The organism is Flaviflexus sp. (assembly GCF_052087705.1).
Lineage (GTDB): Bacteria > Actinomycetota > Actinomycetes > Actinomycetales > Actinomycetaceae > Flaviflexus > Flaviflexus ciconiae.
In genome coordinates this window covers 1-26,750 of sequence record NZ_JBQCYC010000025.1, presented here as the reverse complement: position 1 = coordinate 26,750, position 26,750 = coordinate 1, and the positions used below count along the sequence as shown (strand labels likewise).

Annotated in this window: 21 protein-coding genes; 15 read left to right on the top strand and 6 right to left on the bottom strand. The window is 58.5% G+C overall.

The features are described 5' to 3' along the window. The first annotated feature begins 315 nt into the window (after positions 1 to 315). From ACTHUY_RS10585 to ACTHUY_RS10545, 9 genes are all read left to right on the top strand, one after another. Positions 316 to 2,775, top strand: coding sequence for a DMSO/selenate family reductase complex A subunit (locus tag ACTHUY_RS10585; RefSeq protein ID WP_441678729.1), 2,460 nt, complete (start codon positions 316 to 318; stop codon positions 2,773 to 2,775). Continuing rightward, entirely contained in the window at positions 2,772 to 3,425 is a 654-nt protein-coding gene (locus ACTHUY_RS10580; protein WP_441678727.1) for a DMSO/selenate family reductase complex B subunit, read from the top strand. The genes ACTHUY_RS10585 and ACTHUY_RS10580 overlap by 4 nt, the downstream gene beginning before the upstream one ends. An 817-nt stretch (positions 3,426 to 4,242) precedes the next feature. Continuing rightward, positions 4,243 to 6,690: a DMSO/selenate family reductase complex A subunit gene (locus ACTHUY_RS10575; protein ID WP_441678725.1), complete on the top strand. Its 2,448-nt coding sequence runs from the start codon at positions 4,243 to 4,245 to the stop codon at positions 6,688 to 6,690. A gap of 387 nt (positions 6,691 to 7,077) precedes the next feature. Continuing rightward, complete coding sequence (locus tag ACTHUY_RS10570) at positions 7,078 to 9,531, top strand: DMSO/selenate family reductase complex A subunit (RefSeq protein WP_441678723.1); 2,454 nt, start codon at positions 7,078 to 7,080, stop codon at positions 9,529 to 9,531. Between the two features lie 584 nt (positions 9,532 to 10,115). Beyond that, positions 10,116 to 12,677, top strand: a complete 2,562-nt coding sequence (locus ACTHUY_RS10565; protein WP_441678722.1) for a DMSO/selenate family reductase complex A subunit — start codon at positions 10,116 to 10,118, stop codon at positions 12,675 to 12,677. Positions 12,678 to 12,691: 14 nt separating this feature from the next. Continuing rightward, positions 12,692 to 13,330: a DMSO/selenate family reductase complex B subunit gene (locus ACTHUY_RS10560; protein ID WP_126704142.1), complete on the top strand. Its 639-nt coding sequence runs from the start codon at positions 12,692 to 12,694 to the stop codon at positions 13,328 to 13,330. Next, positions 13,330 to 14,373, top strand: a complete 1,044-nt coding sequence (locus ACTHUY_RS10555) for a dimethyl sulfoxide reductase anchor subunit family protein (RefSeq protein WP_441678720.1) — start codon at positions 13,330 to 13,332, stop codon at positions 14,371 to 14,373. The genes ACTHUY_RS10560 and ACTHUY_RS10555 overlap by 1 nt, the downstream gene beginning before the upstream one ends. A gap of 225 nt (positions 14,374 to 14,598) precedes the next feature. Beyond that, positions 14,599 to 15,234, top strand: coding sequence for a TorD/DmsD family molecular chaperone (locus tag ACTHUY_RS10550; protein WP_441678718.1), 636 nt, complete (start codon positions 14,599 to 14,601; stop codon positions 15,232 to 15,234). Further along, positions 15,231 to 16,103, top strand: a complete 873-nt coding sequence (locus ACTHUY_RS10545; protein ID WP_441678716.1) for a 4Fe-4S dicluster domain-containing protein — start codon at positions 15,231 to 15,233, stop codon at positions 16,101 to 16,103. The genes ACTHUY_RS10550 and ACTHUY_RS10545 overlap by 4 nt, the downstream gene beginning before the upstream one ends. A 134-nt stretch (positions 16,104 to 16,237) precedes the next feature. Here ACTHUY_RS10545 and ACTHUY_RS10540 read toward each other — a convergent pair whose 3' ends face one another. After that, positions 16,238 to 17,287: a molybdenum cofactor biosynthesis protein MoaE gene (locus tag ACTHUY_RS10540; RefSeq protein ID WP_441678714.1), complete on the bottom strand. Its 1,050-nt coding sequence runs from the start codon at positions 17,285 to 17,287 to the stop codon at positions 16,238 to 16,240. An 87-nt stretch (positions 17,288 to 17,374) separates the two neighbouring features. Between ACTHUY_RS10540 and ACTHUY_RS10535 the strand changes: the two genes are divergently transcribed. Genes ACTHUY_RS10535 through mobA form a run of 4 tightly spaced genes read left to right on the top strand, consistent with a single transcriptional unit; the run spans position 17,375 to position 20,851 of the window. After that, positions 17,375 to 18,526, top strand: coding sequence for a ThiF family adenylyltransferase (locus tag ACTHUY_RS10535; protein WP_441678712.1), 1,152 nt, complete (start codon positions 17,375 to 17,377; stop codon positions 18,524 to 18,526). Next, a complete protein-coding gene (locus tag ACTHUY_RS10530) occupies positions 18,523 to 19,740 on the top strand; it encodes a molybdopterin molybdotransferase MoeA (RefSeq protein WP_441678710.1) in 1,218 nt (405 codons plus the stop codon). The genes ACTHUY_RS10535 and ACTHUY_RS10530 overlap by 4 nt, the downstream gene beginning before the upstream one ends. Beyond that, a complete protein-coding gene (moaC, locus tag ACTHUY_RS10525; RefSeq protein WP_441678708.1) occupies positions 19,737 to 20,249 on the top strand; it encodes a cyclic pyranopterin monophosphate synthase MoaC in 513 nt (170 codons plus the stop codon). Before ACTHUY_RS10530 ends, moaC begins: the two co-directional genes overlap by 4 nt. Positions 20,250 to 20,269: 20 nt before the next feature. Beyond that, positions 20,270 to 20,851, top strand: coding sequence for a molybdenum cofactor guanylyltransferase (gene mobA, locus ACTHUY_RS10520; protein WP_441678706.1), 582 nt, complete (start codon positions 20,270 to 20,272; stop codon positions 20,849 to 20,851). A gap of 133 nt (positions 20,852 to 20,984) precedes the next feature. Here mobA and ACTHUY_RS10515 read toward each other — a convergent pair whose 3' ends face one another. Genes ACTHUY_RS10515 through ACTHUY_RS10500 form a run of 4 tightly spaced genes read right to left on the bottom strand, consistent with a single transcriptional unit; the run spans position 20,985 to position 23,619 of the window. Next, positions 20,985 to 21,677, bottom strand: a complete 693-nt coding sequence (locus tag ACTHUY_RS10515; RefSeq protein ID WP_126704151.1) for an ABC transporter ATP-binding protein — start codon at positions 21,675 to 21,677, stop codon at positions 20,985 to 20,987. Next, a complete protein-coding gene (locus ACTHUY_RS10510) occupies positions 21,674 to 22,420 on the bottom strand; it encodes an ABC transporter permease (RefSeq protein WP_441678704.1) in 747 nt (248 codons plus the stop codon). Before ACTHUY_RS10510 ends, ACTHUY_RS10515 begins: the two co-directional genes overlap by 4 nt. A 47-nt stretch (positions 22,421 to 22,467) precedes the next feature. Continuing rightward, complete coding sequence (modA, locus tag ACTHUY_RS10505; protein ID WP_441678702.1) at positions 22,468 to 23,226, bottom strand: molybdate ABC transporter substrate-binding protein; 759 nt, start codon at positions 23,224 to 23,226, stop codon at positions 22,468 to 22,470. Next, a complete protein-coding gene (locus ACTHUY_RS10500) occupies positions 23,227 to 23,619 on the bottom strand; it encodes a TOBE domain-containing protein (RefSeq protein WP_441678700.1) in 393 nt (130 codons plus the stop codon). It abuts the gene before it with no gap. A gap of 222 nt (positions 23,620 to 23,841) precedes the next feature. On the opposite strand from ACTHUY_RS10500, the gene ACTHUY_RS10495 reads away from it, so the two are divergent. Both ACTHUY_RS10495 and ACTHUY_RS10490 read left to right on the top strand, forming a co-directional pair. Continuing rightward, positions 23,842 to 24,015, top strand: a complete 174-nt coding sequence (locus ACTHUY_RS10495) for an Rv0909 family putative TA system antitoxin (RefSeq protein WP_126704154.1) — start codon at positions 23,842 to 23,844, stop codon at positions 24,013 to 24,015. Positions 24,016 to 24,180: 165 nt separating this feature from the next. Continuing rightward, positions 24,181 to 26,208 (top strand): prolyl oligopeptidase family serine peptidase, encoded by a 2,028-nt coding sequence (locus tag ACTHUY_RS10490; RefSeq protein ID WP_441678698.1) that lies wholly within the window; start codon positions 24,181 to 24,183, stop codon positions 26,206 to 26,208. A gap of 54 nt (positions 26,209 to 26,262) precedes the next feature. Here ACTHUY_RS10490 and ACTHUY_RS10485 read toward each other — a convergent pair whose 3' ends face one another. Continuing rightward, positions 26,263 to 26,433, bottom strand: coding sequence for a hypothetical protein (locus tag ACTHUY_RS10485; protein WP_164719905.1), 171 nt, complete (start codon positions 26,431 to 26,433; stop codon positions 26,263 to 26,265). Positions 26,434 to 26,750: the final 317 nt, after the last annotated feature.

Here is a 26,750-nt window from a genome sequence, read left to right as displayed (position 1 = left end):
CTCCTGGATCCCCACCGGATACAGCACATCCTGCACTATGCATAAATAGGCCGGTCGGGGCATCACAGACGAATTAACCAATTAAGATACCTATCGAGTTCGCAATATCGACTCGATAGGTTTTCTTCTTTTCCACCTCTTTTGGAGTTTCTCCAACAAGCACCTTCTCCCGGAATGGCACGAATTACTCAAATTTCGCGAATCGGGCACCAATGAATTTCGATTAAGTTCGGCAACGACTGAAACAAACCGACAATCAGCACGGATAGTCTTGCAGTGGTATGTGAACATGCAAGCTATCGCGAAAGAGGGAGCATGACTATCGAGGTGGGTGCTGACAGGAAAGTCAGCCGCAGGTCTTTCATGAAGTGGTCCGGCATCGCAGGCGGCAGCGCCGCCCTCGTTGCCACCACCGCACACCTGGGCATGCCCGGGATAGGCACGGCAGCAAACAGTGACGGTATGCTCGATGCTGAGCAGACGGTTTGGTCCGCATGTCTCGTGAACTGCGGCGCTCGGTGCCCACTACGTTTTCAGGTCAAGGACGGCACGGTTGCTCGCGTTCTGCCCGACAACACGGGTGGCGACGAGATCGGGAACCACAGGATCCCGGCGTGCCCGCGCGGTCGTTCGATCCGCCAGCGCATCTACTCCCCCGACCGCATCAAGAAGCCCCTGAAGCGCAAGCCGGGAACGAAGCGTGGCGCCGAGCAGTGGGAGGAGATCTCCTGGGAGCAGGCACTCGACGAGATCGCCGAGAAGTACCAGCAGCTCCTTGCCGACTACGGCCCCGAATCACAGTTCTACGCCTACGCGACCGGCGTTATCGCCGGCACCGTATCCGGCTCCTACTACGGTGGCGCACTGCAGCGCCTGCTAAAGAAGATGGGCGGATTCCTCTCCTATTACGGCGACTACTCGACCGGTGGAATCACGGAAGCCATGAGGGTGACCCTTGGCGGATACATCGATTCAAACTCCACAGATGATCTCGTCAACTCGAAGCTGTATGTCCTGTGGGGCCACAGCCCGATGGAGACGAAGATGTGCGGAGGCTCCGAAGCCTTCTACGCGCAGAAGCTCATCCGCGACACGAACGTGCGCACGATCGTGGTTGACCCGCGCCACTCGGACTCGGTGCAGCTCATGGCGGACGAGCACGTTGCTCTCAAGCCGGGAACCGATGCGGCTCTCATTGCCGGTATCGCCCACGTTCTTATCTCCGAGGACCTGCACGAGCAGGAGTTCCTCGACGAGTACTGCGTTGGGTTCGACGAGTCCACGCTCCCCGAGGGTGCGCCCGAGAATTCTTCCTACCGCGCATACGTCATGGGTGATGGCCCGGACGGCATTGAGAAGACGCCTGAATGGGCGTCGTCCGTTACCGGCACCCCGGTCGACACCATCGTGAAGTTCGCTCGCGAACTTGGCAACAACAAGCCGTCGATGATCCACCAGGGCTGGGGCGCACAGCGGTGCGCGAACGGCGAGAACCAGTCCCGCGCCATCATCACCCTCAACGCAATGCTCGGCAACGTTGGCCTGCCGGGTGGCGGCGCCGGCACCTACCCGGGTAGCTCCGCCGTTACCATCAACTCCGCTTTCGATGCGGACCCGAACCCGGTGACGAAGAAGATTTCGCACTTCACGTGGCCCGACGCAATCGACCACGGTGCCGAGATGAAGGGCGAAGACGGAGTTCGCGACTGGGATGAGGACGGGAACCCGATCTGGGATCCGCAGCTTGAAGTACCGATTAAGGCGATCTGGGCCTACGGCTCCAACACACTTATCAACCAGCACTCCGACATCAACGGCACGAAGGAACTCCTGCGGGACGACTCCAAGTGCGAGCTCATTGTGCTGTGCGACAACCAGATGACCTCGTCGGCGAAGTTCGCAGACTATGTTCTGCCCGGCACCTCAAACGCCGAAGAGGGCGACGTTGTCCAGCAGGGCCTGGCTGCCAACATGGGCTACTCGATCGTTGCCACAAAGGCCATCGACCCACTGTACGAGTCGAAGACGATCTACGAGATCTGCACCGAGCTTGCCCGCCGCCTCGGCATCGAAGAGGAATTCACGGAAGGCAAAACCCAGGAAGACTGGGCCCGCCAAATCATCGAGGACTCCCGCGAAGCCAACCCGGGTATGCCGGGCTATGACGAACTGCAAGAAATGGGAGTGTGGAAGGTCGACAATGGCGCCCGCGTCGCACTGCGCGAGTTCCGCGAAGATCCCGAAGCGAACCCGCTCGACACCCCATCGGGCAAGATCGAACTCTACTCTGCCGAAGTGGCCCGCAAAGCCGAAGAATGGAACCTCCCCGACGGGGATGTTGTGACGGCACTACCCGAGCAGATCAACACGTGGGAGGACTTTGAGGCCGCCAAGACCAACAGCAATTTCCCGCTCCAGATGATCAGCTACCACTTCAAGGGCAGGACCCACTCCAGCTACGGCAACGTACCCTGGCTCAAGCAGGCACACCGTCAGGTCATCTGGATCAACCCGGTCGATGCGAAGCCCCGCGGTATCGAGAACGGCGACGAAGTGATCGTCTACAACGGCCGCGGACAAACCAAGGTTGAAGCGAAGGTCACCCCTCGCATCTTCCCCGGTGTCACCACCCTGCCGGAAGGCGCCTGGTACAACCCCGACAAGGACGGAGTTGACCAAGGCGGCGGACCCAACGTCCTGACAAAGTACCATCCGACCGCACTTGCAAAATCCAACCCGCAGTACACGAATCTTGTGGAGGTTAAGAAGGCATGAGCATCACAACCGAGAACTTCACCGAGGCCGGCGGTAGCTTCGGCTTCTTCTTCGACCAGTCCCTCTGCAATGGCTGTAAAGCCTGCGAGATTGCCTGTAACGACAAGCATGACCTGCCGCTCGGAGTGAACTGGCGCCGAATCGTCGAGTATGCGGGTGGCTCCTGGTCCTCCAACGAGGCCGACGGCACCCACACACCCAACGTGTTCAGCTACTACACGTCCATTTCCTGCAACCACTGCGCGAACCCAATCTGCATGGAAGTTTGCCCGACGACCGCAATGAGCAAGCGGGAGGATGGCACCGTCTATGTTGACGGCGACAAGTGCGTCGGCTGCCGCTACTGCGAATGGGCCTGCCCCTACTCCTCCCCGCAGTTCAACGCCGACACCGGCCAGATGACCAAGTGCGACCTCTGCTACGACTACCGTTCAGAGGGCCAGAACCCGGCTTGTACAGACGCCTGCCCGACCCGCGCACTCGATTGGGGCCCGATCGAGAAGCTCCGTGAGGAGCACGGCGACCGTGCCGACATCGCGCCCCTCCCCGACCCGGCGATCACCGAACCGCACCTCGTCATCAAGCCCCACCGCGACGCACAGCGCTGGGACCAGGGCAGCGGCATTATCCAAAACCCCAAGGAAATCTAGAGCCAAACCAGTCAGTTTCGCCCCCTCCGGCGTTTTCGGCGGGGGCGAAACGCTTTCAAGCCTTCTTGACCAGCGACAATACCCAAGAGTTGCCACATCAATTCGATTTAACCCAGCTCTTTATTTAAAAATCAGGATTATGACCATATTCTGGCGATTTAAGCACTTTCATCCGCATATGCTTGCGCCTTCGAATCAGAACACCGAATCTCCACTGTTTCCGCCAGAAAGTCAGGTTCTTGGTATTACGCGTTAAATCAGGTTGTTTAATATCGGGACGTTTTGCCCACGTTCCCAACAAACTGGCAGTCCAACCTTGGAATCGAGCCGAGGATCCGTCCCTCAAGTAAGGACGCAACGGGGCGGGACCTCGACTCACTCAAGAAAGAGCTTTGCACGCTGACCCGAGTTTAATCGGGCCAGCATCCTTCTCGCTTCTGCGGTGAGGAGTCAAAGCCGGGGAGTACCCATCCTCTTAGAGCCGGGAGGGGTGCTCCCCTTCTTTCTTTGTACATTCAGTTCTTGGCACACTTCAAATCCGCCGGACAAGTATCCGCCCAAACCAGAACAAACCGGGCAGAAACAACAACTACATCACAGGCTTTTGGCCTTATTCCCCAGGCTTCGTCGAGATCTTATTTTGACGACCCACCCGCCCGTAAATGATTTTTCTTTGTCTCGACAAAACCGCATTAATTCGCCAAATTTTGCCCCTTTCGCTCGGATTTCTGGCGATTTCAGCATGGACTTTAAGCCCAAGCAAAGCAACTGTCTGAATAAATACTGGAGATCAACTACAACTTTTTAGGGGGCCTCCATGACTGTTCAAATTTCCAATTCAGGCTTATGCCGCCGCTCGTTTATGAAGTGGTCGGGTGTCGCTGGCGGAACAACTGCACTCGTTGCAACCGCCGCTCACCTTGGCATGCCGGGAACCGCACCGGCTTACGCTGCGGATGGCATGGAGGGCGTCGACTCAACAGTGTGGAACGCCTGTACCGTTAACTGCGGTTCGAGATGTCCGCTGCGACTTCAGGTTAAGGACGGAGTTGTTGTCCGAGTCCTTCCTGACAACACCGGTGACGATGCCGACTTCGGTAACCACAACATCCTTGCCTGCATCCGTGGCCGCACAATGCGGCAGAGGATCTATTCACCAGACCGACTGAAGAAGCCCATGCGTCGAGTTGCTGGCGCGAAGCGTGGCGAGGGCGAGTTTGAGGAGATTTCTTGGGAAACAGCCTTTGATGAGATTGCCGAGCGTATGAAGTCGACAATCGACAACTACGGCAATGACGCTCTTTACATCAACAACGGCACCGGCACCACCGGTGGAAACATCCTTCACCGCCGACTCCTGTGGCGCTTCATGGACGCTGCCGGTGGCAGTCTGCAGCCACTACGAAACTACTCCAACGCGGCTTACATCGTGGCTGGAACATACCAGCACGGCGCTTCTATTGGCACGAATTCGACCGAGGACGCGGCGAACTCGAACCTGCTCGTTATGTTCGGAGCAAACCTCATCGAGACTCGCATGTCAGGCGGCGGTGAGATGTACAGCTACCAGCACCTGAAGGAAACGCACGGTACAAGAATCATCGTCATTGATCCTCGGTACTCCGAGACTGCACTGACGATCGCGGATGAGTGGGTGCCGATTCGCCCGGGCACCGACACTGCTCTTGTGGCCGCACTCGTCAACGTAATGGTGAAGGAAGGCCTGCAAGACCAGGAGTTCCTTGACAAGTACTGCGTTGGATTCGACGAAGACACACTTCCCGACAGCGCCGAGGAGAACAGCTCTTACCGCGCCTATGTCGAGGGCAAGGGCCCCGACGGCATTGAGAAGACTCCCGAATGGGCATCGGACATCACCGGTATTCCCGCTAGCAGGATCCGCGCTCTCGCACGTGAAATCGGAAGTACGAAGCCGTGCGCGATCAGCTCCGGCTGGGGCATGCAGCGGCAAGCTGCAGGCGAAAATCAGTCCAGGGCAGTCTTCACTCTCGCAGCGGTCACCGGAAACATCGGTATTTCGGGCGGTGGCAACGGTGCGTGGCCAACAAGCTACGCCATGCCTGTCCCGAACTTTCCGGACCTCGACAAGCCAATAACCGTTGGCATCCCGGTATTCAAGTGGTCCGATGCGGTCGACCACGGTGAAGAGTTCACCGCAGAGAAGGACGGCGTCGAGGGAGCCGAAAGGCTCGTTAACCCGATCAAGTTCATGATCAATTACGCCGGACAGTGCATCATGAACCAGCATGCCGACCCTGCCAGGATCACCGAGATCCTTCAGGATGAGAACAAGCTCGAAACTCTCGTCGTCATTGATACACACTTGACCCCGACTGCGAAGATGGCAGATTACCTCCTGCCTGACGCAATGTCGATCGAACAGCCGGACCTCATCAAGAATGAGAATTCCGCCGAAACCGGTTACGCGATCTACGCCCAGCCCGCCATTCAGCCACCCGGCGACGCTATGCGTGTTTACGACATGTGCACCGAGATCCTTGAACGCGTCAACCCTGAGTTTGCCCAGAAGTTCACAGAAGGCAAGACGCAGGAGCAGTGGGTTTCCTCCCTCTACGAACAAGCACGGGATGACATGCCTGAGCTACCTTCCGAGGAGGAATTCAAGGAGCTAGGAGTCATTCGCCAAAGGAACCCGGATGGCTTCACTATTCCAATGAAGGAGTTTCGGGACGACCCCGAAGCTAATCCTCTCAAGACCCCCTCAGGAAAAATTGAGATCTACTCCGAGCGTCTCGCCCAAATGTCGAAGACATGGGTGTTCCCAGAAGGGTTAGCGGGCCAGAAGGTTACCGCAGTCCCAGAGCACATTGATGCCTGGGAAGGGGCGCTTGAAGCACGGGAGTCCGGAGAATTCCCACTTCAGTGCATCAATCACCATACGAAGGGCCGCACCCACTCGACATACTGGGAGCAGCCATGGAGCAAGGAAGCGCATCCACAAAAGGTCTGGATCAATCCCGCCGACGCAGAGAAGCGCGGAATAACCATGGATGATCCAGTACGAGTGAAAGGTAACCGAGGAGCCCTCGACTCGAAGGCCTTCGTCACCCCTCGCATCGCACCCGGTGTCATTTCCGTCCCACAGGGCGCCTGGTACACCCCGAACGACGAGGGCATCGACGAGGGTGCATGCGCCAGTACCCTGGCAAGCCTTGTCTCCTCGAATATTGCGAAGGGCAACACACAGCAGTCGATCATCGCGAATATCAAGAAGCTCGGCTAGTCCGCACATCAGCAGCGCAATCACAAGCGGGAGCGCCTCGTCCCCTAACCGGGGAGGGGCGCTTCCCTTTTCTTTACAGGCCACATTCCTTGGACACTCCAAATCAGTTGAACCACGTATCCACCCAAACCAGCACAAGTCGGTCAGAAATTGAATTAGGTCACGACCTTTTGGCCTTATTGCAACGGTTTAGTCTAAGAATCGGTTGCGTAAGCAACGGTGGATTGAATGCAACTCGCTAACCTCAATGTTTCCGCTCAACTGCGCCAGTTCCCGTCCATTTAGTTCTAGTTTCTGGGGATTTGGGCAGGGACCTTGAGCCCAGAAAACTTCAATCGCTGGACAAATACTGGGAATACAATCGCCAATTCTTCTTGAGGAGCAGAGATGACTTCACAAGTCATGGGGCAGCAAGTCTCACGGCGTTCATTCATGAAGTGGTCTGGCGTTGCTGGTGGATCGGCGGCACTTGTTGCCACAGCCGCTCACCTGGGAATGCCATCCACTCACTCGGCCGCGGCAACGGACGGCATAGAGGGCGTTGACGCCACCGTCTGGAATGCTTGCCTTGCCAACTGTCAGTCACGCTGCCCGATTCGACTTCAGGTTAAGGACGGCACGGTTGTCCGGGTCATGCCTGACAACACGGGCTCGGATGAGCTTGGCGATCTTCAGATCCGCGCCTGCGTGCGCGGACTCAACCAGCGCGAACGCATCTACTCCCCGGATCGCATCAAGAAACCGATGAAGCGCACGGGTAAGCGCGGCGAAGGTAAGTGGGAGGAGATCTCCTGGGAGGAAGCCTTCGACACCATTGCTTCGGAGATGAAGAGAGTCAAGGAAACCTACGGCAACGAAGCTCTGTGGTACCACTACGGCTCAGGATCAACCGGTGGCAACATCACGAAGCGTGGCACCTGGCCTCGTCTTATCAACTCTTACGGCGGTTACCTCGGCCAGTATGGCAACTACTCGACCGCGCAGATCACCGCAGCATTCCCGCACCAGTATGGTGCCTGGATGGCCTCCAACTCCCTTGAGGATGCTCAGCACACGAGCCTTCAGGTCATGTTTGGCAATAACCCGCTCGAGACCCGCATGTCCGGTGGTGGCGAGCTTGGCGTTGTTCAGAAGATCCGTAAGGACCATGGAATCCGCACGATCGTCGTCGATCCCCGCTATTCCGACACTGCAGTGGACGCCAATGGTGAATGGGTTCCCGTCCGTCCGGGAACCGATGCCGCTTTCATTGCCGGTATGATTTACGTGATGGTCGAAGAGGATCTGCAGGATCAGGAGTTCCTCGACAAGTACTGCGTCGGATTCGACGAAGACACCCTTCCCGACGAGGCAGAGCCGAATTCGTCCTACCGCGCATACCTCGAGGGCAAGGGACCCGACGGTATTGAGAAGACTCCTGAGTGGGCCGCTGAAATCTGTGGTGTCCCCGCCGACAGGATCCGCAGGCTTGCCCGCGAAATTGCTACCACCAAGCCTTGCGCCGTTACGCAGGGCTGGGGCCTCCAGCGCCACGCCAACGGTGAGAACAACTCACGCGCAGTATTCACGCTCGCTGCAGTTATTGGCCAGATCGGCGTCCAGGGCGGAGGCAACGGAGCCCGCGAGGGCAACTACAAGGTGCCCGTCAAGGGATTCCCGCTGTTTGATGGCGAGGCGCCGCCCGTTTCCACCCAGATTTCGTGCTTCAACTGGATCGATGCGATCAATGATGGACCGAGCATGACCGACGTCGAGCACGGTGTACGCGGCAAGGAAAAGCTCGATGTTGGTATCAAACTTATGATTGTCAACGCCTCGAACACTCTCATCAACCAGCACAACGACATCCATGTCACGCAGGAAACTCTCCGCGACGATTCGAAGTGTGAATTTATTGTCGTGGTCGACCACCAGTGGACCCCGTCGTGCGACTGGGGTGACATCGTTCTCCCCTCGACCACCAACTTCGAAGAAATCGATCTGATCCCCGGTGCCAGCTGTGGCGACACCGGTTGGGCAATCTGGGGCGGAAAGGCTATTGAACCGCTTTACGACACGAAGACCGGTTACGAGATGTGCACCGAGATTGCTCGCCGCCTTGGAATCGAAGAAGAGTTTACCCAGGGGCGCACACAGGAAGAGTGGCGCGACTGGCTGTTCGAAGAAACCAAGAAGGACCACCCCGAGTTCCCCTCCCCGAAGGAGATGGAAGAGATGGGTGTCTACCGTCAGCACAACCCAAATGGCACAACAATCGGCATGAAGGAATTCCGCGAGGACCCCGAAGCCAACCCTCTGGGCACCCCGTCAGGCAAGATTGAGATCTACTCGCAGCGCCTGGCCGACATGGCACAAACCTGGGTGTTTGAGGGAATGTACGAGAACGATAAGCTCACCGCCCTGCCTGAGCACATCGACACGTGGGAAGGTGCTCTCGAGGCACGCACCAACAAGGACTTCCCACTCCAGTGCATCGCTCACCACTACAAGGGCCGCACCCACTCCTCGTACGCGAACCTGTCGAAGAACCTTGAAGCACATCCGCAGATGGTGTGGATCAATCCCCAAGACGCCAATAGCCGCAACATCAAAAACGGCGACATCGTCAACGTATCGTCCCCTCGCGGAACACTTCGCACAGAGGCACGCGTGACCCCGCGTATCGCCCCCGGTGTCGTTTCGGTTCCCCAGGGCGCCTGGTACCAGCCAGACGAAGAAGGTATTGACCTCGGTGGCAACGTCAACACGATCATGAAGTACCACCCCTCGCCTCTCGCGAAGGGCAACCCCGGACACACTTCACTGGTCCAGGTGGCACTGCATGAACGCTACAAGGCATAACAGCTAATTCGTTCAATCGTGGGGCCGAAGCAAGGCATTTGCTTCGGCCCCACATCCGTATCCGCCTGGCCGCCGATCCAAAAGCTTGACCCTTCCAGGCCAGCTCACCCCAGCGATCCACACCTTTCGAAGCCGCACACCATGGAAGGCTCTCCGAGCCGCAGGTCAGAATCCGTAAAATCTCTCAACCGTGCTTCAACCCCGAATCTTCCCAGTTGTACTCAGCCCCTGTTTGTTGCCATCAAATTGCCACTGGCCGTGTTGAGGGCAACCCTGCGGCCAGTCAGCACAAGCTCCTAAACCGGTCGCATCCCCCTTTAGAAAACGAATTACGCAAGTCTTCGTATCTCTAATTCACCCATCCCAATCTTGTGTCCCGAGCAACACAGATTTCGCCCGATTTTCGCTCGATCAAATTTCTTGGCTGTAAAACCACAGGTTAGAGCTGTAGTTCGATATCAAGATAGTTTTCACAATTCACAACGAATCGGATATTTCGAATTAATGACAAAAGTCCCAGACAGGACATTTTTTTCGGGCCAAACTGCAATTACATAAGGCTCCAAACAAAGAAGAGGTGGACAATGACAATTGCCGCTAACCGGGAACGCACGGGGCTCTCTCGTCGTTCGTTTATGAAGTGGTCGGGGGTTGCCGGCGGCTCTGCCGCACTGGTTGCAACTGCCGCTCATCTTGGAATGCCTGGTACGTCCGCCCAGGCCGATTCCGACGGCATCACCGACGCCGATAAGACCGTCTGGTCCGCATGCACGGTGAACTGTGGTTCCCGTTGCCCTCTCCGCCTTCAGGTCAAGGACGGTACCGTCGTCCGCGTCCTCCCTGACAACACCGGCACCGACGAACTCGGCAGCCAGCAGGTTCGCGCCTGCGTCCGTGGCCGTTCGCAGCGTCACCGTATTTACAACCCCGATCGCCTCAAGAAGCCAATGAAGCGTAAGCCCGGCACCAAGCGTGGCGACGAGCAGTGGGAAGAGATCTCGTGGGAGCAGGCTCTCAACGAGATTGCCGACAAGATGAAGGACATCAAGGAGAACTACGGCAACGAAGCTTTCTACATCCAGTACGGAACCGGCGTCCTCGGTTCCACGATGGCTTGCTCATGGCCGCCGGACACCACCGCTTTCGCAAAGCTTCTGAACTGCTACGGCGGATACCTTGATCACTACTCTGACTACTCGACCGCTCCGATCACGCAGGCTTACCCGTACCACTACGGTAGCTGGGTTAACGGCAACTCCTTCGACGACGCGAAGAACTCGAAGCTTCAGGTCATGTTCGGTAACAACCCGCTCGAGACTCGTATGTCGGGTGGTGGCCAGCTGTTCGTCACGCAGGACACGAAGAAGAACCACGGCGTTAAGACGATCGTGATCGATCCCCGCTACTCGGAGACCGCCGCACTTCTCGCTGATGAGTGGGTTGGTCTGCGTCCCGGCACCGATGCTGCTCTTATTGCCGGCATGATCCACACGATGATCTCTGAGGATCTGCAGGATCAGGATTTCCTCGACACGTACGTTGTTGGTTTCGATGAGGACGCCCTCCCCGAGGGCGCTCGGGAGAACTCCTCCTACCGTTCCTACCTTGAGGGCAAGGGCGCTGATGGCATCGAGAAGACTCCCGCGTGGGCCTCCGAGATCACCGGCGTTCCCGCCGAGCGGATCCGTCAGCTTGCTCGCGAGATCGCGGCTGCTAAGCCATGTTCGATCACGCAGGGCTGGGGCCCGCAACGTCATGCCAATGGCGAGAACAATGCTCGTGCAATCTTTATGCTCGCTGCCGTGACCGGCAACGTCGGCATCCCTGGTGGTGGCACCGGTGCCCGCGAGGGCGCGCAGGCGCTACCACTCAGCAAGCCGTTCTACAACGTTCCGAACCCGTCGAACAAGATCATCTCCGTGTTCGGCTGGCTTGATGCCATCGAGTACGGCGATCAGCTAGATACATTCAACGGCGGTGTTTGCGAGAAGGTCGCCCCCGGCGTCCGCTCGAACAAAGTCCCGGTTGACGACAACGGCAACGCGACGAACATCAGCCTGGACGTTCCCCTTAAGGGAATCTTCCAGTACGGCTCAAACTCGCTGGTTAACCAGACCGGTGACAACAACCGGTCGGTCGAGATTCTCCAGGATGAGACGAAGGCTGAGCTGATCGTTACCTGCGATATCCAGTACACGGTTTCCGCTCGCTACTCGGACTACGTCCTTCCCGGCACGTCAACAGCTGAGGAATCGGACATTCACCCTGGCGAGAATGCTGGCCCGATGGCCTATGGGATTGTTTCACAGGCTGCAATTGATCCCCTTTACGAGTGCCGCACGATCTTCGACATTTGCACCGAGTTGGCTGACCGTCTTGGTGTGAAGGAAGAGTTCACCGGTGGTAAGACCCGCGAGGAATGGCTCGAAGAGACCATTAACGTTGCTCGCGAGGCAGATGCTGAGCTCCCCACCTATGAAGAGTGGAAGGAAATGGGCATCTTCCGTAAGAACCAGGGTCCTGCGGTTGCACTCGCAGATTTCCGTGAGGATCCGGAGGCTAACCCGCTTCCGACTCCGTCCGGAAAGATTGAAATCTACTCCGACCGTCTGGCAGCAATGTCAGAGAAGTGGGAGTTTGGCGTGTTCCGTCCCGAGCTACCTGGCGACAAGCTGACAGCTCTTCCGGAATTCGTCGAGACTTGGGAAGGCGCCTTGGAGGCCCGTGAGAATGACAAGTACCCGCTACAGGTCATTGGTCACCACTACAAGGCACGCACACACTCCAGCTACGGAAACGTGGACTGGCTGAAGGAAGCGCACACGCAGTCCGCATGGATCAACCCGATCGATGCTGCTGCACGTGGAATCGAGAACGACGACGAAGTGTTCGTATACAACGATCGCGGAACCGTCCGTCTCCCGGCAAAGGTGACGGAACGTATCGTTCCGGGAACGATGTCGATTCCGCAGGGCGCTTGGTTCGATCCGAAGGGCGCTTCGGATGTCAAGCCGCCTAGCGAGGCCAATCAGGACAAGCCGGTCGATGTCGCCGGATCTGTCAACACGCTCACGTCGCTGCACCCGTCGCCGCTTGCGAAGGGCAACGCGGTGCACACAACCCTAGCTAACGTCGTCAAGGCCTGAAAGAGGTAATGAACATGGCCACTGCTGAAATCACGGCCGGAGCGAACTACGGGTTCTTCTTCGACCAGTCTCTCTGCACAGGCTGCAAGGCTTGTCAGATCGCCTGTAAGGACAAGCACGATCTTCCCGTCGGTGTGAACTGGCGCCGGGTCGTCGAGTATTCGGGCGGTTCCTGGCAGGAGTCGGGGAACACCTTCACTCCCAACGTCTTCACCTACTACACATCCATTGCTTGCAACCACTGCGAGAACGCGATCTGCATGGAGGTCTGCCCCACAACGGCGATGTCCCGTCGCGAGGATGGCACCATCTACGTGGACTCCGACAAGTGCGTTGGTTGCCGCTACTGCGAGTGGGCCTGCGCCTACTCCGCTCCCCAGTTCAACGCAGAGACCGGTCAGATGACCAAGTGTGACCTCTGCTACGACTACCGTTCCACCGGTCAGGATCCCGCGTGTGTCTCGGCATGCCCGTCGCGCGCACTAGACTGGGGTCCGATCGACCAGCTGCGTGAGGAGTACGGCAACACGGACAACATCGCTCCGCTTCCGGATCCCTCGATCACGAACCCGCGTCTCGTCGTCAACCCGCACCGCGATGCCCAGACCTGGGATGCCGCTTCCGGTGCTATTGCGAACCCGAAGGAAATCTGATGAACCTCGACGAACTACCCATGATCATCTTTACCGTCTTCGCGCAGATGAGCGTCGGCGCCTTCGTGGCTCTCGGTGTCATCAACGTAGTCGGTACCCCCAAGTACGGTCGCGAGACAATCGAGCGGGTCACGGACCCTGCTATCTACGCGATTGGCCCGACCCTCGTGTTCGGCCTTATCGCCTCGATGTTCCACATGAACGACATTACGAACACGCTCAACGTCCTTCGTAACTGGGATACGTCCTGGCTGTCCCGTGAGATCATCCTCGGTGTTGGCTTCGCCGGCCTCGGCTTCCTCTTCGCCATCATGCAGTGGTTCAAGATCGCCAGCCACACGATTCGCCAGGCCATCGCGCTTCTGGCAGCTATCGTTGGCCTCGGCCTGGTCTACTCGATGTCGATGATTTACGCCTCGGTTGAGACCATCCCCGCATGGAACACCTGGTCGGTCCCCGTGCAGTTCTTCGCAACGACCTTCCTCCTGGGTGCCCTAGCAGTTGGGGCCGCGATCCTCATTCACATGTCGATCCGCTTCCGCTCCTCCGACAACGGCACGCCGGCAGCACCGGCCGCTGACAGCACTGTCGATGGCACCGATGGTGACGGCAAGGGCGGCGTTGGCCTCCTCCAGAAGACGAAGCTCCAGGCCCGTTCCATGACCCGTGAGCGGCTCACGGTCGACTCCCCGGACACCAAGGCTGGCGTCCAGATCATCCGCTGGGTTGCGATCACGTCGGTCGTTGTTGGTGTCATTATCTTCATCAACTACATCTTCCACATCATCAACCTGGCCACGGGCGTTCCGGAGGCACAGCTGGCCGCTGAGGAATACCAGTCTGGCTTCTTCTTCGTCCGTCTTGCTCTCCTGGGAATCGCAGCTGTTCTCCTTGCAGTCTTCACGTACCGGACCGCTAACCAGGAGTTCAAGAACCCGAAGACCCTGACGATCCTCATGATGACGGCGCTCGTTCTCGCTGTTGTTACCGAGTTCATGGGCCGCTCGGTCCACTACGACACGCTCTTCCGAGTAGGTATGTAGTAACTCTTTAGAAGGGCGGGACCTGAGGGTTCCGCCCTTCTTCTATACCCGCACACCGCAACATTCGTGCGCACCGCGCACAGCATCCTTGCCGTCAAGTGGAATCCCTGTTCCGGAGCACTACCTCACTAACCCGGACAGAACAGCCGAATCTAGGCACAAGGTCGCTGCCCGGTATGTCCGAGTCCGGATAGAATTTACCCAGTACCCCCTAAAAGGAGAATCGTGAACCCTTCACTGCCATCCCCCGAATTCCTTGACCGCATGGCCGCAGCGTTTGCAACGCTCGGTAGGCTCCACCTTCAGTCCCCCGATCAGGAGACCCTTGATCAGTTGGCTAAGCTACTGGACGAGTGGCCGATCGAGGACGAGGGCGATACCGCGTTCGGTCTCAAGGAGCTCCGCGCATCGCTTGCGGAGAAGGAAGAGGTCGCGCAGATCCGCCGCGACCACAACCTCCTGTATGGCGTGACGGCAGGGGCAAAGGTTCCCCCCTACGAGTCCGTGCACCGTAACCGTGACGGTCTGATCTTTGATGAGGAAACCCTTCAGGTACGTTCCGAGTACCGCAAGCTTGGCCTGCAAGCTCCCAAGCTCAACCAGGAGCCCGATGACCACATCGGCCTCGAGTTTAACTTCATTGCACAGTCCTGCCTGCGTTCCCTCGATGCTCTCGATCAGGATTCGACAACCGACGCTTCCCGCTACTACGGGATCGGTGCCGTATTCATGGAGCAGCACATCATGGAGTGGGCTCCCGCAATGCTTGAGGAAGCCGCAGAGGCCGCGGAGACACGTTTCTACCGGGGAATCATGTACATGTCGCTCGGGGCACTAGCGGCGTACGCAGTGGGTCAATGACGGACCTGAGGCTTCTCCACTCTTGGCTGCGAGCCAACGATCCCGGTCCTATCGCTCTTCTGGAACCGGGTGAGGATCTTCTTGTCGCGGATAAGAAGATCCCGGCCGTCCTGCTTACCGAGCCACTGGCAGAGATTCCTCGTCACGAGATCCTTGAAGCGCTAGGGCTCGGGGCCACCGAGATTTATCTTCACGGTGAACCGGGCGATCTCTCAAAACTTGTCGAAACCCTAGAAGTAGCCGGTATCACCAAACTCAGGGAAGCTTCGAGAGTCATTAAGCCAAAGAGTTCGTTCAGTGCGGACGACGTTCCTCATTCACGCCGTGACCTTTTTGGCATGGGAGCAAGCACCCTTCAGCTTCCGGACGACGACATGCTTCCGGAGGACCGCGAGCGCCTCGCTCTCACAAGGCTTCTTCAGGCCGAGGGCGTAGAACCGTCCGTCCTGGCTGACACCCCGTCCCACGGTCTGCTACTACAAACCTCGGGGTGTACCGCGTGTGGCGTATGCGTGAAGGCCTGTCCAACGGACGCTCTGGAGTTGACGTACACGGAGATAGGAACCGAGCGGAGAATCTCCTCACTCGGGATCGTCGACTCTCAGTGCATTGGTTGCCGTAAGTGCGTGGAACTCTGTCCCGAATCGGCGTTTACGGTCGAGGGCAATACGTCGTGGGAGACGCGCCTAGCAGACACTCCAAAGCGTCCGCTCGAAACAATTCCGACGGTCAAGTGCGAGAAGTGCAAAACCTTCTTCCCGTTGAAGGACGGCGGGACGCTCTGCAAGACCTGTAAGGCAACCCGCGACAATCCCTTCGCAATCCGGTGGCCCGAGGGAGTTCCGAAACCTCCCGGCCTGAACTTCTAACGTATTCGGTACCAGTCATTCCATCCGCCCGAATACCCCAGGGTTCTAAGCATCTTCGGTAGTAGATTGCCCCGGCTATTCGCCGGGGCAATCTACTTCTCGGGAACCTTGTTCACGGGACAACTCCCGGTGGTTTAGGCTGAGCCAGACCATTCGTGCGAGCCGTCTGGGAACTGCTGCTTCTTCCACACCGGAAGTTGCATCTTGACCTGTTCCACGACTTCGTTGAGAGCGTTGAACGCTTCGACTCGGTGGGCGGCAGACACGGCCGCTCCTAGGGCTAGGTTGCCGATCTCCAGATGTCCGGCACGGTGGACCACGGCGATAGCGAGGCATCCTGAGCCCTTCGCGACCTCGTGGGCAACCCGGGCAACAACATTGGCCGCGTCGGGATGTGCTTCGTAGTCGATGGAGTCAACGGACCTGCCAGCATCGTGGTTGCGGACGATTCCTCGGAAGGTCATGACGGCACCGGCTTCGGGGCGTTCAACCATTTTCACGAGATCAGCGACATCAACATCGTCTTCGGTGACCGTCGCATAAACCACATCGGCGTCGTGGTCGAGACGCTTTGCCTTGTGCTGATTTTCCCAGGTTGCTTGCGCATGCGCAGTGGGCTGAACTTTCGCTCCATGATGGTGGGCTCCGGGGATATCCAGGTCGGATACGTGTCCGCCGTGATCGTGGGAAACGTGGGGTACCGGATGGTCGCCGCCCTCGAGCTGGTCGACGATATGGTCGAGAAGCGGGCCAATGACATTGACCGTGTCGGTGACACCGCCGCGAGATCCGGGGGCGTTAACAACGAAGGCATCCTTGCCGTCGACGGTCACGATGCCGGCGAGGGCGCGGGATAGCGGGGCGGCCGGCGCGTTCTTTGCGGCTTGCCGAATCAGGGATTCAATCCCGTCCAGACGCTTTGTCAGCAGGGGCATTGTGCCTTCTGGAGTTTCGTCCCGCGGCGAGATACCGGTGCCTCCGGTTGTCACAATAACGCGGGCACCTTCGCGGACGGAGGCCTGGATGGTCTCCGAAACGGATTCTGTGCCGTCTGGGATAATCTTCTTCTCGGTCACTTCGATCGCCCACCCGCCGAGGAGGGCTGCGGCAAGGGGTCCGGAAAGGTCTTCTCGTTCGCCGCTTGCGCAACGATCCGACACGGTAATGACATGCGCGGTAATCACGCGGTCCAGTCTACCCGGACCGTATACACGCCCTATACGACCGTAGTCCCATAAATCGGACAATTCACTGCAGGTAGAATCGTGTTTATGTTGCCTCTCGTTGAACCCGGCGCTCCACTGACTCCGGAGCAGACTGTCAGGTACTCCCGTCATCTCATGCTTGAAGAAATTGGGGACCTCGGGCAGCGGCGCCTCAAGAACGCGCGTGTTCTCGCAATCGGTGCCGGTGGCCTCGGATCCCCCTCCCTTCTCTACCTGGCCGCCGCGGGTGTCGGCACCCTCGGCGTCATCGATGACGACCTGGTTGACCGGTCGAATCTGCACCGTCAGGTCCTCCACACCGACACGAGTGTCGGCATCCCCAAGACCGAGTCGGCGGCGAACGCACTGACGGAACTCAACCCCGATATCACGGTGAATCAGCACCGTGAGCGTCTCACGGAGGAGAACGTCGATTCGATTTTCTCCCAGTACGACGTCATCATGGACGGCACCGATAACTTCCAGACCCGTTATCTCGTCGAGTCCGCCTGCACCCGCCTGGGTATTCCTGAAGTCTGGGGGTCGATCCTGAAGTTCAACGGTCAGGTTTCCGTGTTCTGGACCGGCGAGCGGGCAGTTGCCGCTGGCGCACCGGCACCGGATGGGGTGAGCCTGCGCGACCTGTTCCCCTCTCCCCCGCCCGCGGGCGAAGTCCCTGCCTGTGGTGATGTCGGAGTACTTGGCTCCCTCCCGGGTCAGGTCGGCACGATCATGGCGACCGAGGCAGTCAAGCTGATCTGCGGCATTGGTGAACCGCTGGTTGGCCGGGTCATGGTGATCGACACTCTGAAGGCTGAGACCTTCACCGTCCCGTTCGCTCCGAGGCCGCTACCGCGCCCCGAACCATTCACAGCCGAGGAGCTCCTCCCGTACTGTTCGGCACCGAAGGTTCCCGAGATCGACATTGTCGAATTCGAACGACTCCGTAGCGAGGGCGTGCGAGTTCTTGATGTTCGCGAGGATTCGGAGCGAGAAGCTGCTTACCTCCCGGGTTCGGAGCACGTTGTTCTGTCCGAGCTTCTGGAACGTCCCGAACTTGCGGCTGGTGAACAGCCTGTCTACGTGCACTGCAAGGCGGGTGCGCGAAGCGCACGGGCAGTCACCGCTCTTCGAGCAATCGGTATTCAGGGTATAAATGTTGCTGGCGGGCTTGATGCTTGGCAGGCCGCAGGATTCAGCGTGGAAGGCACAAAGTGATCAGTTTCGAAGAGTATCGGGATCGGGTTCTTCAGCTCGGCTCCCCCGTATCAACAGAGGTCCTTCCTCTCCACGCAGCAGAGGGCATGGTTCTTGCCGAGCCGGTGTTCGCCCGGTTCGCGGTTCCCCCGTTCGACAACTCAGCCATGGATGGCTTCGCGGTCCGCCACGAGGATATAAAGAACGCTCCGGTCACCCTGCGGGTCTCCACCGATATTCCTGCTGGTCGCACCGATATCTCTCCCCTCGAGGAGGGCACGGCTGCTCGGATCATGACCGGTGCTCCGGTTCCTCCCGGTGCGGATACGATCATTCAGGTTGAGAAGACCGCGAATGCTCACGAAAACATGCTGACCGAGGCCCCCGACGAGATCCATATCCTCGAAGCCAATGAGCAGGGAGCCCACGTTCGGTTCTCGGGCGAGGACATCGAACCCGGAGAACTGGCAATCAACGCAGGCGTACGGCTCGGCCCAACCCAGCTTTCGGCACTTGCTTCCATTGGCCACGGCTACGTCACCGTTTACCGCAAGCCCGTGGTCGGCATTCTCTCCACGGGATCGGAATTGAGGAAACCCGGTGAGGATCTTCTACCGGGTCAGATTCCCGACTCGAACTCCACTCTGGCTCGCCTCATGGTGCGCGCCTCGGGCGGCAAGGACATTGTCCTGTCCTCATCCTCGGATGATCCAGCAGACCTCGCAAAGGTTCTTGACGAGGCGGGCACCTATCTCGATGGTCTTATTACCACAGGCGGTGTTTCCGCGGGCGCCTTTGACGTGGTCAAGGAGTACCTGACCGATAAGAACGTCGAATTCCTCAAGGTTGCTATGCAGCCCGGTAAGCCCCAGGGGCTTGGCACACTCACGTTTGGGGACCGCGAAGTCCCAATCCTGTGCCTGCCCGGCAACCCCGTATCCGTGTTTGTTTCCATGAAGGTCTACGGCGACGCTCTGATCGCTAACCTTTCTGGCCGTAAGCACACGAGTATTCCGTGGCAGGAGTGGCCGGCGGGTGGCTCATGGAAGACCCCGGAGGGCAGGGCTCAGTTTATGCCGGTCGTTGCCCACGGCGACACCGTTATCCCCGCCACCTCGGGTGGCTCCAAGTCGCACCTCATCTACTCGATGATCAAGACCCGCGGCCTCGCCTATGTCCCTGCCGAAGTTGAGGAAGTAACCGAGGGCGATCCGCTGAAGGTGTGGTGGCTGTGAAGTTCACTCATTTGACTGATACTGGCGACGCCTACATGGTGGACGTGACGGCGAAGAACCCAACGGTCCGCGAGGCCACGGCAATTGGAACCGTCACCTGCTCCCCCGACGTTGTGAAGGCACTGCGGGACGGCACCGTCCCCAAGGGTGATGTTCTCGCGGTAGCGAGGGTCTCCGGAATCTCGGGCGCCAAGAAGGTTCCCGAACTCCTACCACTCGCCCACCCCATCGGCATCCACGGCGCTTCCGTGGATCTATCGATCGAGGATCACGGGGTCGACATCAAAGTCACAGTCCGCACCGCTGACCGCACGGGTGTCGAGATGGAGGCGTTGACGGCAGTCACGATTGCTGCCCTCGCCATCGTTGACATGGTCAAGGGTGTTGACCGCTCAGCGGAGATCACCGACTGCCGGATCATCGCCAAGTCCGGTGGCCGTTCAGGCGACTGGTACCGCCCCGGCTACGAGCCCACAGAAAACACCTCGCAACCACCGGAATCCCAGTAGCAGGAATGGCAACAGCGGGTATGACAGACCCACGCCCCACGTTCGGTGCAATCGTTCTAGCGGGCGGCAACGCCCGCAGGCTCGGCGGTTTCTCCAAGGGTGATGTCGAGATCAACGGAACCACGATGCTGACCTCGGTCACCGATGCCTGTCAGAACGCCGGAGTGCCGGCCGACAACATCGTGGTGGTGGGACATGCCGAAACAGAGCTCAAGCGGACCGTGGAAGATCCTCCCTTCTCGGGGCCCGTTGCCGGAATAGGTGCCGGGCTCGATCACGTGGACGCTGACAGGCTCTTCGTTCTCTCCTGCGACATCCCTTTCATCGCCTCCGGCCTGCCCCGCCTCATCGACACCTACGAAGGCGAAGGCGTGTGCTTCGGTGGCGAAAAAGCTCAGCACCTTGCTGGTCTCTACAGTTCGGATGTTCTGCGCAACCGAATCGGACTCCTTCAGCAGGAAGAGCGCGGGCTGATTGGTATGCCCGTTCGGAAGCTCATGGAATCCCTCGATGTCACTATCCTTGGCGAGCATGAAGCGGCACGAGACCTCGACACGTGGGAAGCGGTCAACGAAGCACGGGAACAGGCTTCCGAAGACTAAAATCGCATAGGCAAAGCTATTGGGCGGACATCCTCAACAGGTGCCCGCCCAATAACTTTGTGCGACAGATCTAGGGAATAGCTAGGACCCAATCCCAAGCCCCCAATGTCTGGCATTACGCCCAGATCCGCGGTCAGAAGCCCAGGAAGTATTTCCTCAGCATGGAGTTCTCGTCCGCCATCTTTTCCTCAACCGACCCGTAGTCACTGACCTGACCGTCAGCGAGGACAGCAACATCGTCGGCGAAGGCCGAGATGTCTGCCATGTCGTGCGTGACAACAACACCGGTGCGGTCCTTGAGTGCATCCTTGATGAGGTCACGAAGTACAACGGCTGCGGAGACATCCATGGCCGCCAGTGGCTCATCGAGCAGCAGGATCTTTGGTTCCACCGCGATTGCTCGCGCCAGGGCAACGCGCTGCTGCTGTCCACCGGAAAGCTGGTGCGGCATGCGATCCACGAGATCACCGATTCCGAGCGGCTCAATGTAGGAGCGTGCTCGCTCACGCGCCTCGCTCTTCTTCATGCCTCCGGCTCGCAAGCCGTATGCAGCATTATCGAGAACGCTAAGGTGCGGAAAGAGCGTCGGATCCTGTGACAGAAGGGTGATGGGCCGCTTGTGGGGACCAACCCACGGGTCCGCAACTTCCTGTCCGTCCAGCACAATGCTTCCACCATCATCGGGAATCAGGATCCCCGAGAGAAGGCCGATCAGGGAAGACTTGCCGGTACCGTTGCGACCAATCACCGCGAGGGTACGCCCGGCCGAATGCTCCAGGTCGAACGACAGTTTCCGTTGAGAGAGTCTTGCGTGTAGCGAGATCATGACGGTCTGCTCACCACCCGTCCCCGAGCTGTCAGCGACACGACAATAACTGCAAGAACAAGGAGCACGAGCGCCAGTGCGAGTGCAGTATCCGGATCAACTTCCCGTTGCAGGTAAATGGCAAGGGGAATCGTCCGTGTTCTACCTTCGAGGGATCCGGCGAAGGTCAGTGTTGCCCCAAACTCGCCTAGGCAACGAGCCGCGGCCAGTGCAGTGCCCGATACTAGCGCCGGCATCATCATCGGCAGCGTCACGTTAAACATCGTGTAGCTAGGTGATGCTCCCAAGGTTGCTGAGATCTGTGCGTGCGAGGTTCTGTTCGATCGGAGGGAGGCTTCCAGCGAGGTCACGAGGAAGGGCATGGCAACAAAGACCTGCGCCATCACAACCGCGGTCGCCGAGAAGGCAATGTCGATACCGAGAAGGGAGAGCTGTTCTCCCAGAAGCTTTCTCTTACCGAAGGTAGACAGCAGGGCTAGGCCCGCGACAACGGGAGGCAGAACCATGGGGATTGTGACACCAATGCGCAGGAGCTCCCCGCCCTTGCCATTGAGCCCGGACATGAAAACAGCCAGCGGAACGCCCAATAGTGCGCAGATCAGGGTGGAGATAGCGACGGTGCGGAGCGATACTCCAAGCGCCCGCATCGCAGTCTCCGACGTGAGAATCTCTGGCACCTGCGCCCACGGCATGTCGATAAGCATGCCGACGATCGGGAGCGACAGAGCCAGTACACCAAGCACCGCCCCAATGAGAATCCATCGAGGCGGCGCTCCAGCGGTTTTCCACATCACGGTGTGGTGAAGCCCAGGTCTTCCATGCGCTGCTTGCCGTCACCGGTCGTGAAGGCATCGATCCAAGCCTGCTCGGTGGCGTCTGCCTCTTCGGAGTCGACAATGACCAGCGGGTACTGGTTCGGAATTTCCTCCGACTTGGGGATGTCGATAACCTCGACAGCGTCACCAGCGGCGTTAGCATCCGTGCGGTACACGAGACCAACATCGCCCTGGCCGGAGGTAATCTTGCCAAGAACATCCGTGACGGAGCCCTCTTCGGAGACCGGCTCGAGGGTGAGGTCGTTGAGCTCAGCAAGCTGAAGGGAGACGTCACCGCAGGGAACCTGCGGTGCACAGACAACGAGGTCGGCTGCGTTCATCGACTCATCGAAGCCGGTGATCCCGGCGGGGTTACCAGCGGGAACAACGACAACAAGCTCGTTGGTCGCAATCATGTCGAGCTGCGTTCCGCGATCACCATCAGTGATCTGGTCAGCAGTCTTCTGGTTGGCGGTGATGAGGACGTCGGTTTCGTTACCGGCCTCAATTTGTGCAACAAGGTCAGAAGAACCCGCACATACAGTCGTGACGTCGATGCCGAGGTCTTCTTCAACATCAGCTTCGGCGCTCTCAGCGATACCGCACATCGAAGCGGCAATCATGACAGTGATGTCGCGATGCTCATCACCCGAGGCTTCATCAGCATCATCCGAGCAGGCAGCCACGGACAGCACCAGGAGTACGGAAGCACCCAGGCTAAGAATCTTCTTCATTTACAGAATTCCAGACTTGATAGAAACATTGGTGGCTTTGATCAGCGCGGTGGCGGGCGAACCCACTTCCAAGCCGAGCTCCTTCACCGCTTCGGCGGAGATAAGGGAGACGACGCGGTAGATACCGCACTGCAGATCAACCTGGGCCATGACCCCGTCAACCTGCACTCGCGTAACAATTCCCGCGAGCTCGTTACGAGTCGAGACTTCGTGGTCAGAATCGGCCTTGCCTTCCGCAAGCTTGATCGCCAGTTCCGCAACAGACTTCCCATCAACGTGGATACGTCCACCATCCCTGTTGGCAACAAGCGACCCATCGTCGATCCATCGTCTGACCGTGTCATCCGATACACCGAGGAGCCGAGCTACTTCACGAACTTTGTACTGCGACATACCAGCAAGATTACACGGCAAATACGAACAATATCCAGTTGGAGTTCCTCAAATGCGTCCACATGTGACATATTCCCAAGATTTTCCTGAGTCGATAGACAGATTGCACAGCCTGCAAGCACCGGTCCCGCCGATCTTCCACGTGCATGTGGCACCCAACACAGGTACAGTATGTTCAGAGCCGATCGCTTGGTCGGCCGTTCCCGACGAAAGGAGAACCACATGGGCATTTTTGATAAGGCAAAGGATTCGTTGCACTCAGAAAAGGCCGAACAGGTTTCCGATCAGGCCCTGGATCGTGCCGAGGAGTTCGCCTCCAGCAAGGCTGGGGACGAGCACCAAGAGAAGATCTCCAACACAAGGGAGAATGTCGATAAGAGAATCGGCAACGAGTAGTAAGAATTGCTTTGCCACTGTGGCCGGCCCTTCGGGGCCGGCCACAGTGCGTTACCACCGACTCGGGCCGACGATTTCCCGACCACCCCATTCCCACCGCCCACTTCTCTCGCCGCGTAACCGTCCACCTTCGGAAGTTGCCACATGGATACGTAGACTTGGGCCATGACTGATCCCCTCCTGTGGCTTGAAGAGTTCAATGACGAGACCCTGAAGTGGGCGGGAGCGAGATCCGACGCCTCCCTTGATTCTTACGGCGGTGAGGGTTTCGATTCGCTCGAGAAGGACATCTACGAGATCCTCTCCGCCAAGGACAAGCTGGACCTTGGCACGCTGCGTGGCGAGTACGTTTACAACTTCCACACGGATGGCGACCATCCGCGCGGTCTGTGGCGGCGCACCCTGCTTGCCGACTACCTGAGCGAGCCCAAGTGGGAGACGCTCCTTGATATCGACAAGCTCGGCGTTGAAGAGGATCAGTCCTGGGTGTTCGGCGGTGCGCAGCTTCGCAGGCCCGACTATGACCGTGCACTCATCACTCTCAAGCCCGGTGGCTCAGACGCGAACGTTGTCCGAGAGTTCGACATGGAAACGCTGACCTTTGTGGAGGATGGCTTTACCGCCCCCACCTCGAAGGGCTCCCTTTCATGGGGACCCCACGGATCAGATACCGTTCTCATCTCCCGCAACTTCGGAGAAGGGTCGCTGACCAACTCGGGATATCCGCGCTCCGCGCGGATCTGGAAGCGCGGCACCAGCCTCGATGATGCTCCCGTCATTCTCGAAGGCGAGGCCGAGGACATCCTCGTCGGTGCCCGACACGACTTCACACCTGGCTACGAGAAGACCTTTGCCATTCGCGCCACCGACTTCCGTGACACGATTGTCTACGAGGTGGATGAAGAAAGCCTCGATCTGACCGAGATCAAGCTGCCCAGGAGCGCCGGTGTTGGCACGATTCGCGACTGGGCCGTCGTTGAGCTCCGTTACGACTGGGAACTCGGCGGTACGACCTTCCCTGCAGGTTCCCTCCTCGCACTCCCCTACGCAGATGCACTAGCTGGCCCAACGGCCAACAGGATCATCACGATCTTTACCCCGACAGAAACAGCTTCGCTGTCATCGATGACAGAGCTTCAGACCGGCGTCGTCTTCACAACTCTCGACAACGTGCGTAGCCGCGTCTACTTTGCTCCCATCGACACCTGGGAGGTCACCGAACTACACCCGGACCTGGGCGAGTTCGACTCGATCGGCGTAACCGCGGTTGACCGTGAAGAGGGCGACGACGTCTGGGTCGTCACCACCGGCTTCCTCACACCGACAACACTTCTTCATGGCACAGCCTCGAGCGATGGCCTGGACGTCAAGAAGGTGCGCTCCGCTCCCGAAAGGTTCATCTCGGACGACATGATTGTTGCTCAGCGGTGGGCAACTTCTAGGGACGGAACCCAAATCCCGTACTTCCTCGTCGGCAACGAGGAAGCCGTGAACGGAGTTCTGCCCGCATGCACACTTCTGGATGGTTACGGCGGGTTTGAGATCTCCAACATTCCCGGATACATCGGTAGCTACGGCAAGGCTTGGCTAGAGAAAGGTGGGGTCTACGCCCTGGCAAACATCCGTGGCGGTGGTGAATATGGCCCGGCCTGGCACCAGGTCGCCCAAAAGGCTGGCAGGCACCTCACCTACGAAGACTTCTCGGCAGTTGCCGCACACCTTGTTGAGACAGGCGTGACAACCAAACCGCAGCTTGCCGCTATTGGAGGCTCCAACGGTGGCCTCTTGATCGGCAACATGTACTCCACCTACCCAGAGCACTTCGGCGCACTCGTGTGCCGGGTTCCGCTTCTCGACATGAAGCGGTTCTCCCATCTGCTTGCTGGAGCTTCGTGGATGGACGAATACGGGAACCCGGATACGGATGATTGGGAGTTCCTCCAGAACTATTCGCCGTACCACAATGTTGAGACGGACCGGGACTACCCGCCGATCCTCGTGACGACCTCGACGAGGGACGATCGCGTCCACCCAGGCCACGCCAGGAAGTTCGTTGCCCTCTTGGAAGAGCTCGGGCGGGATGTTACCTACTACGAGAATATCGAGGGCGGCCACGCGGGCGCTGCGGACTCCAAGCAGAGCGCAAAGTCGATGGCTTTGATCTTCAGCTTCCTCAACGAGAAGCTGGCGTAAGCCTAAAAATGGTTCAAGAAAAGCCGGCCGGAGCCGACTGAATTGGTGTAAAGGTCAGAAGATGAGGATGGCCGAGAAGCCGACCATGCCGACAACAACGATGATGGCGACAACGGCCTTCCAGAGGGGACGCCTGCGCGGCGTATAGTCCGCACCGGGCACGTACCCTCCAAAGTCGTAGCCACCAGAATTCATGCGCTCCGGCTTGTTCTTCGAAGATGACATATACGCGACTCCTCTTACTTTCGACGACCCGAGACTTGCGACAAGCCTAGCCCTTAATGACCGAACTGGATACGCCTAAACCGACCCATTGTCTGACAACAGCCTAGTAGGTGAAACTAGCGAAGAATGAGACCTTCGACACCGCGTTGCGCCACCTGAACTTCCACACTGCAAATCAAACTTTTAAAGTTTAGAAGTTTCACCGCAAACAGGAGGGAATTGGACTCGCAGCCCCGACACCGAGGCTCTTCAGTAGCTCAGCAGGAGTCCAACAAAGCACGCTAAGATGGCTCAAACGCCGTGATCATACGACAGTT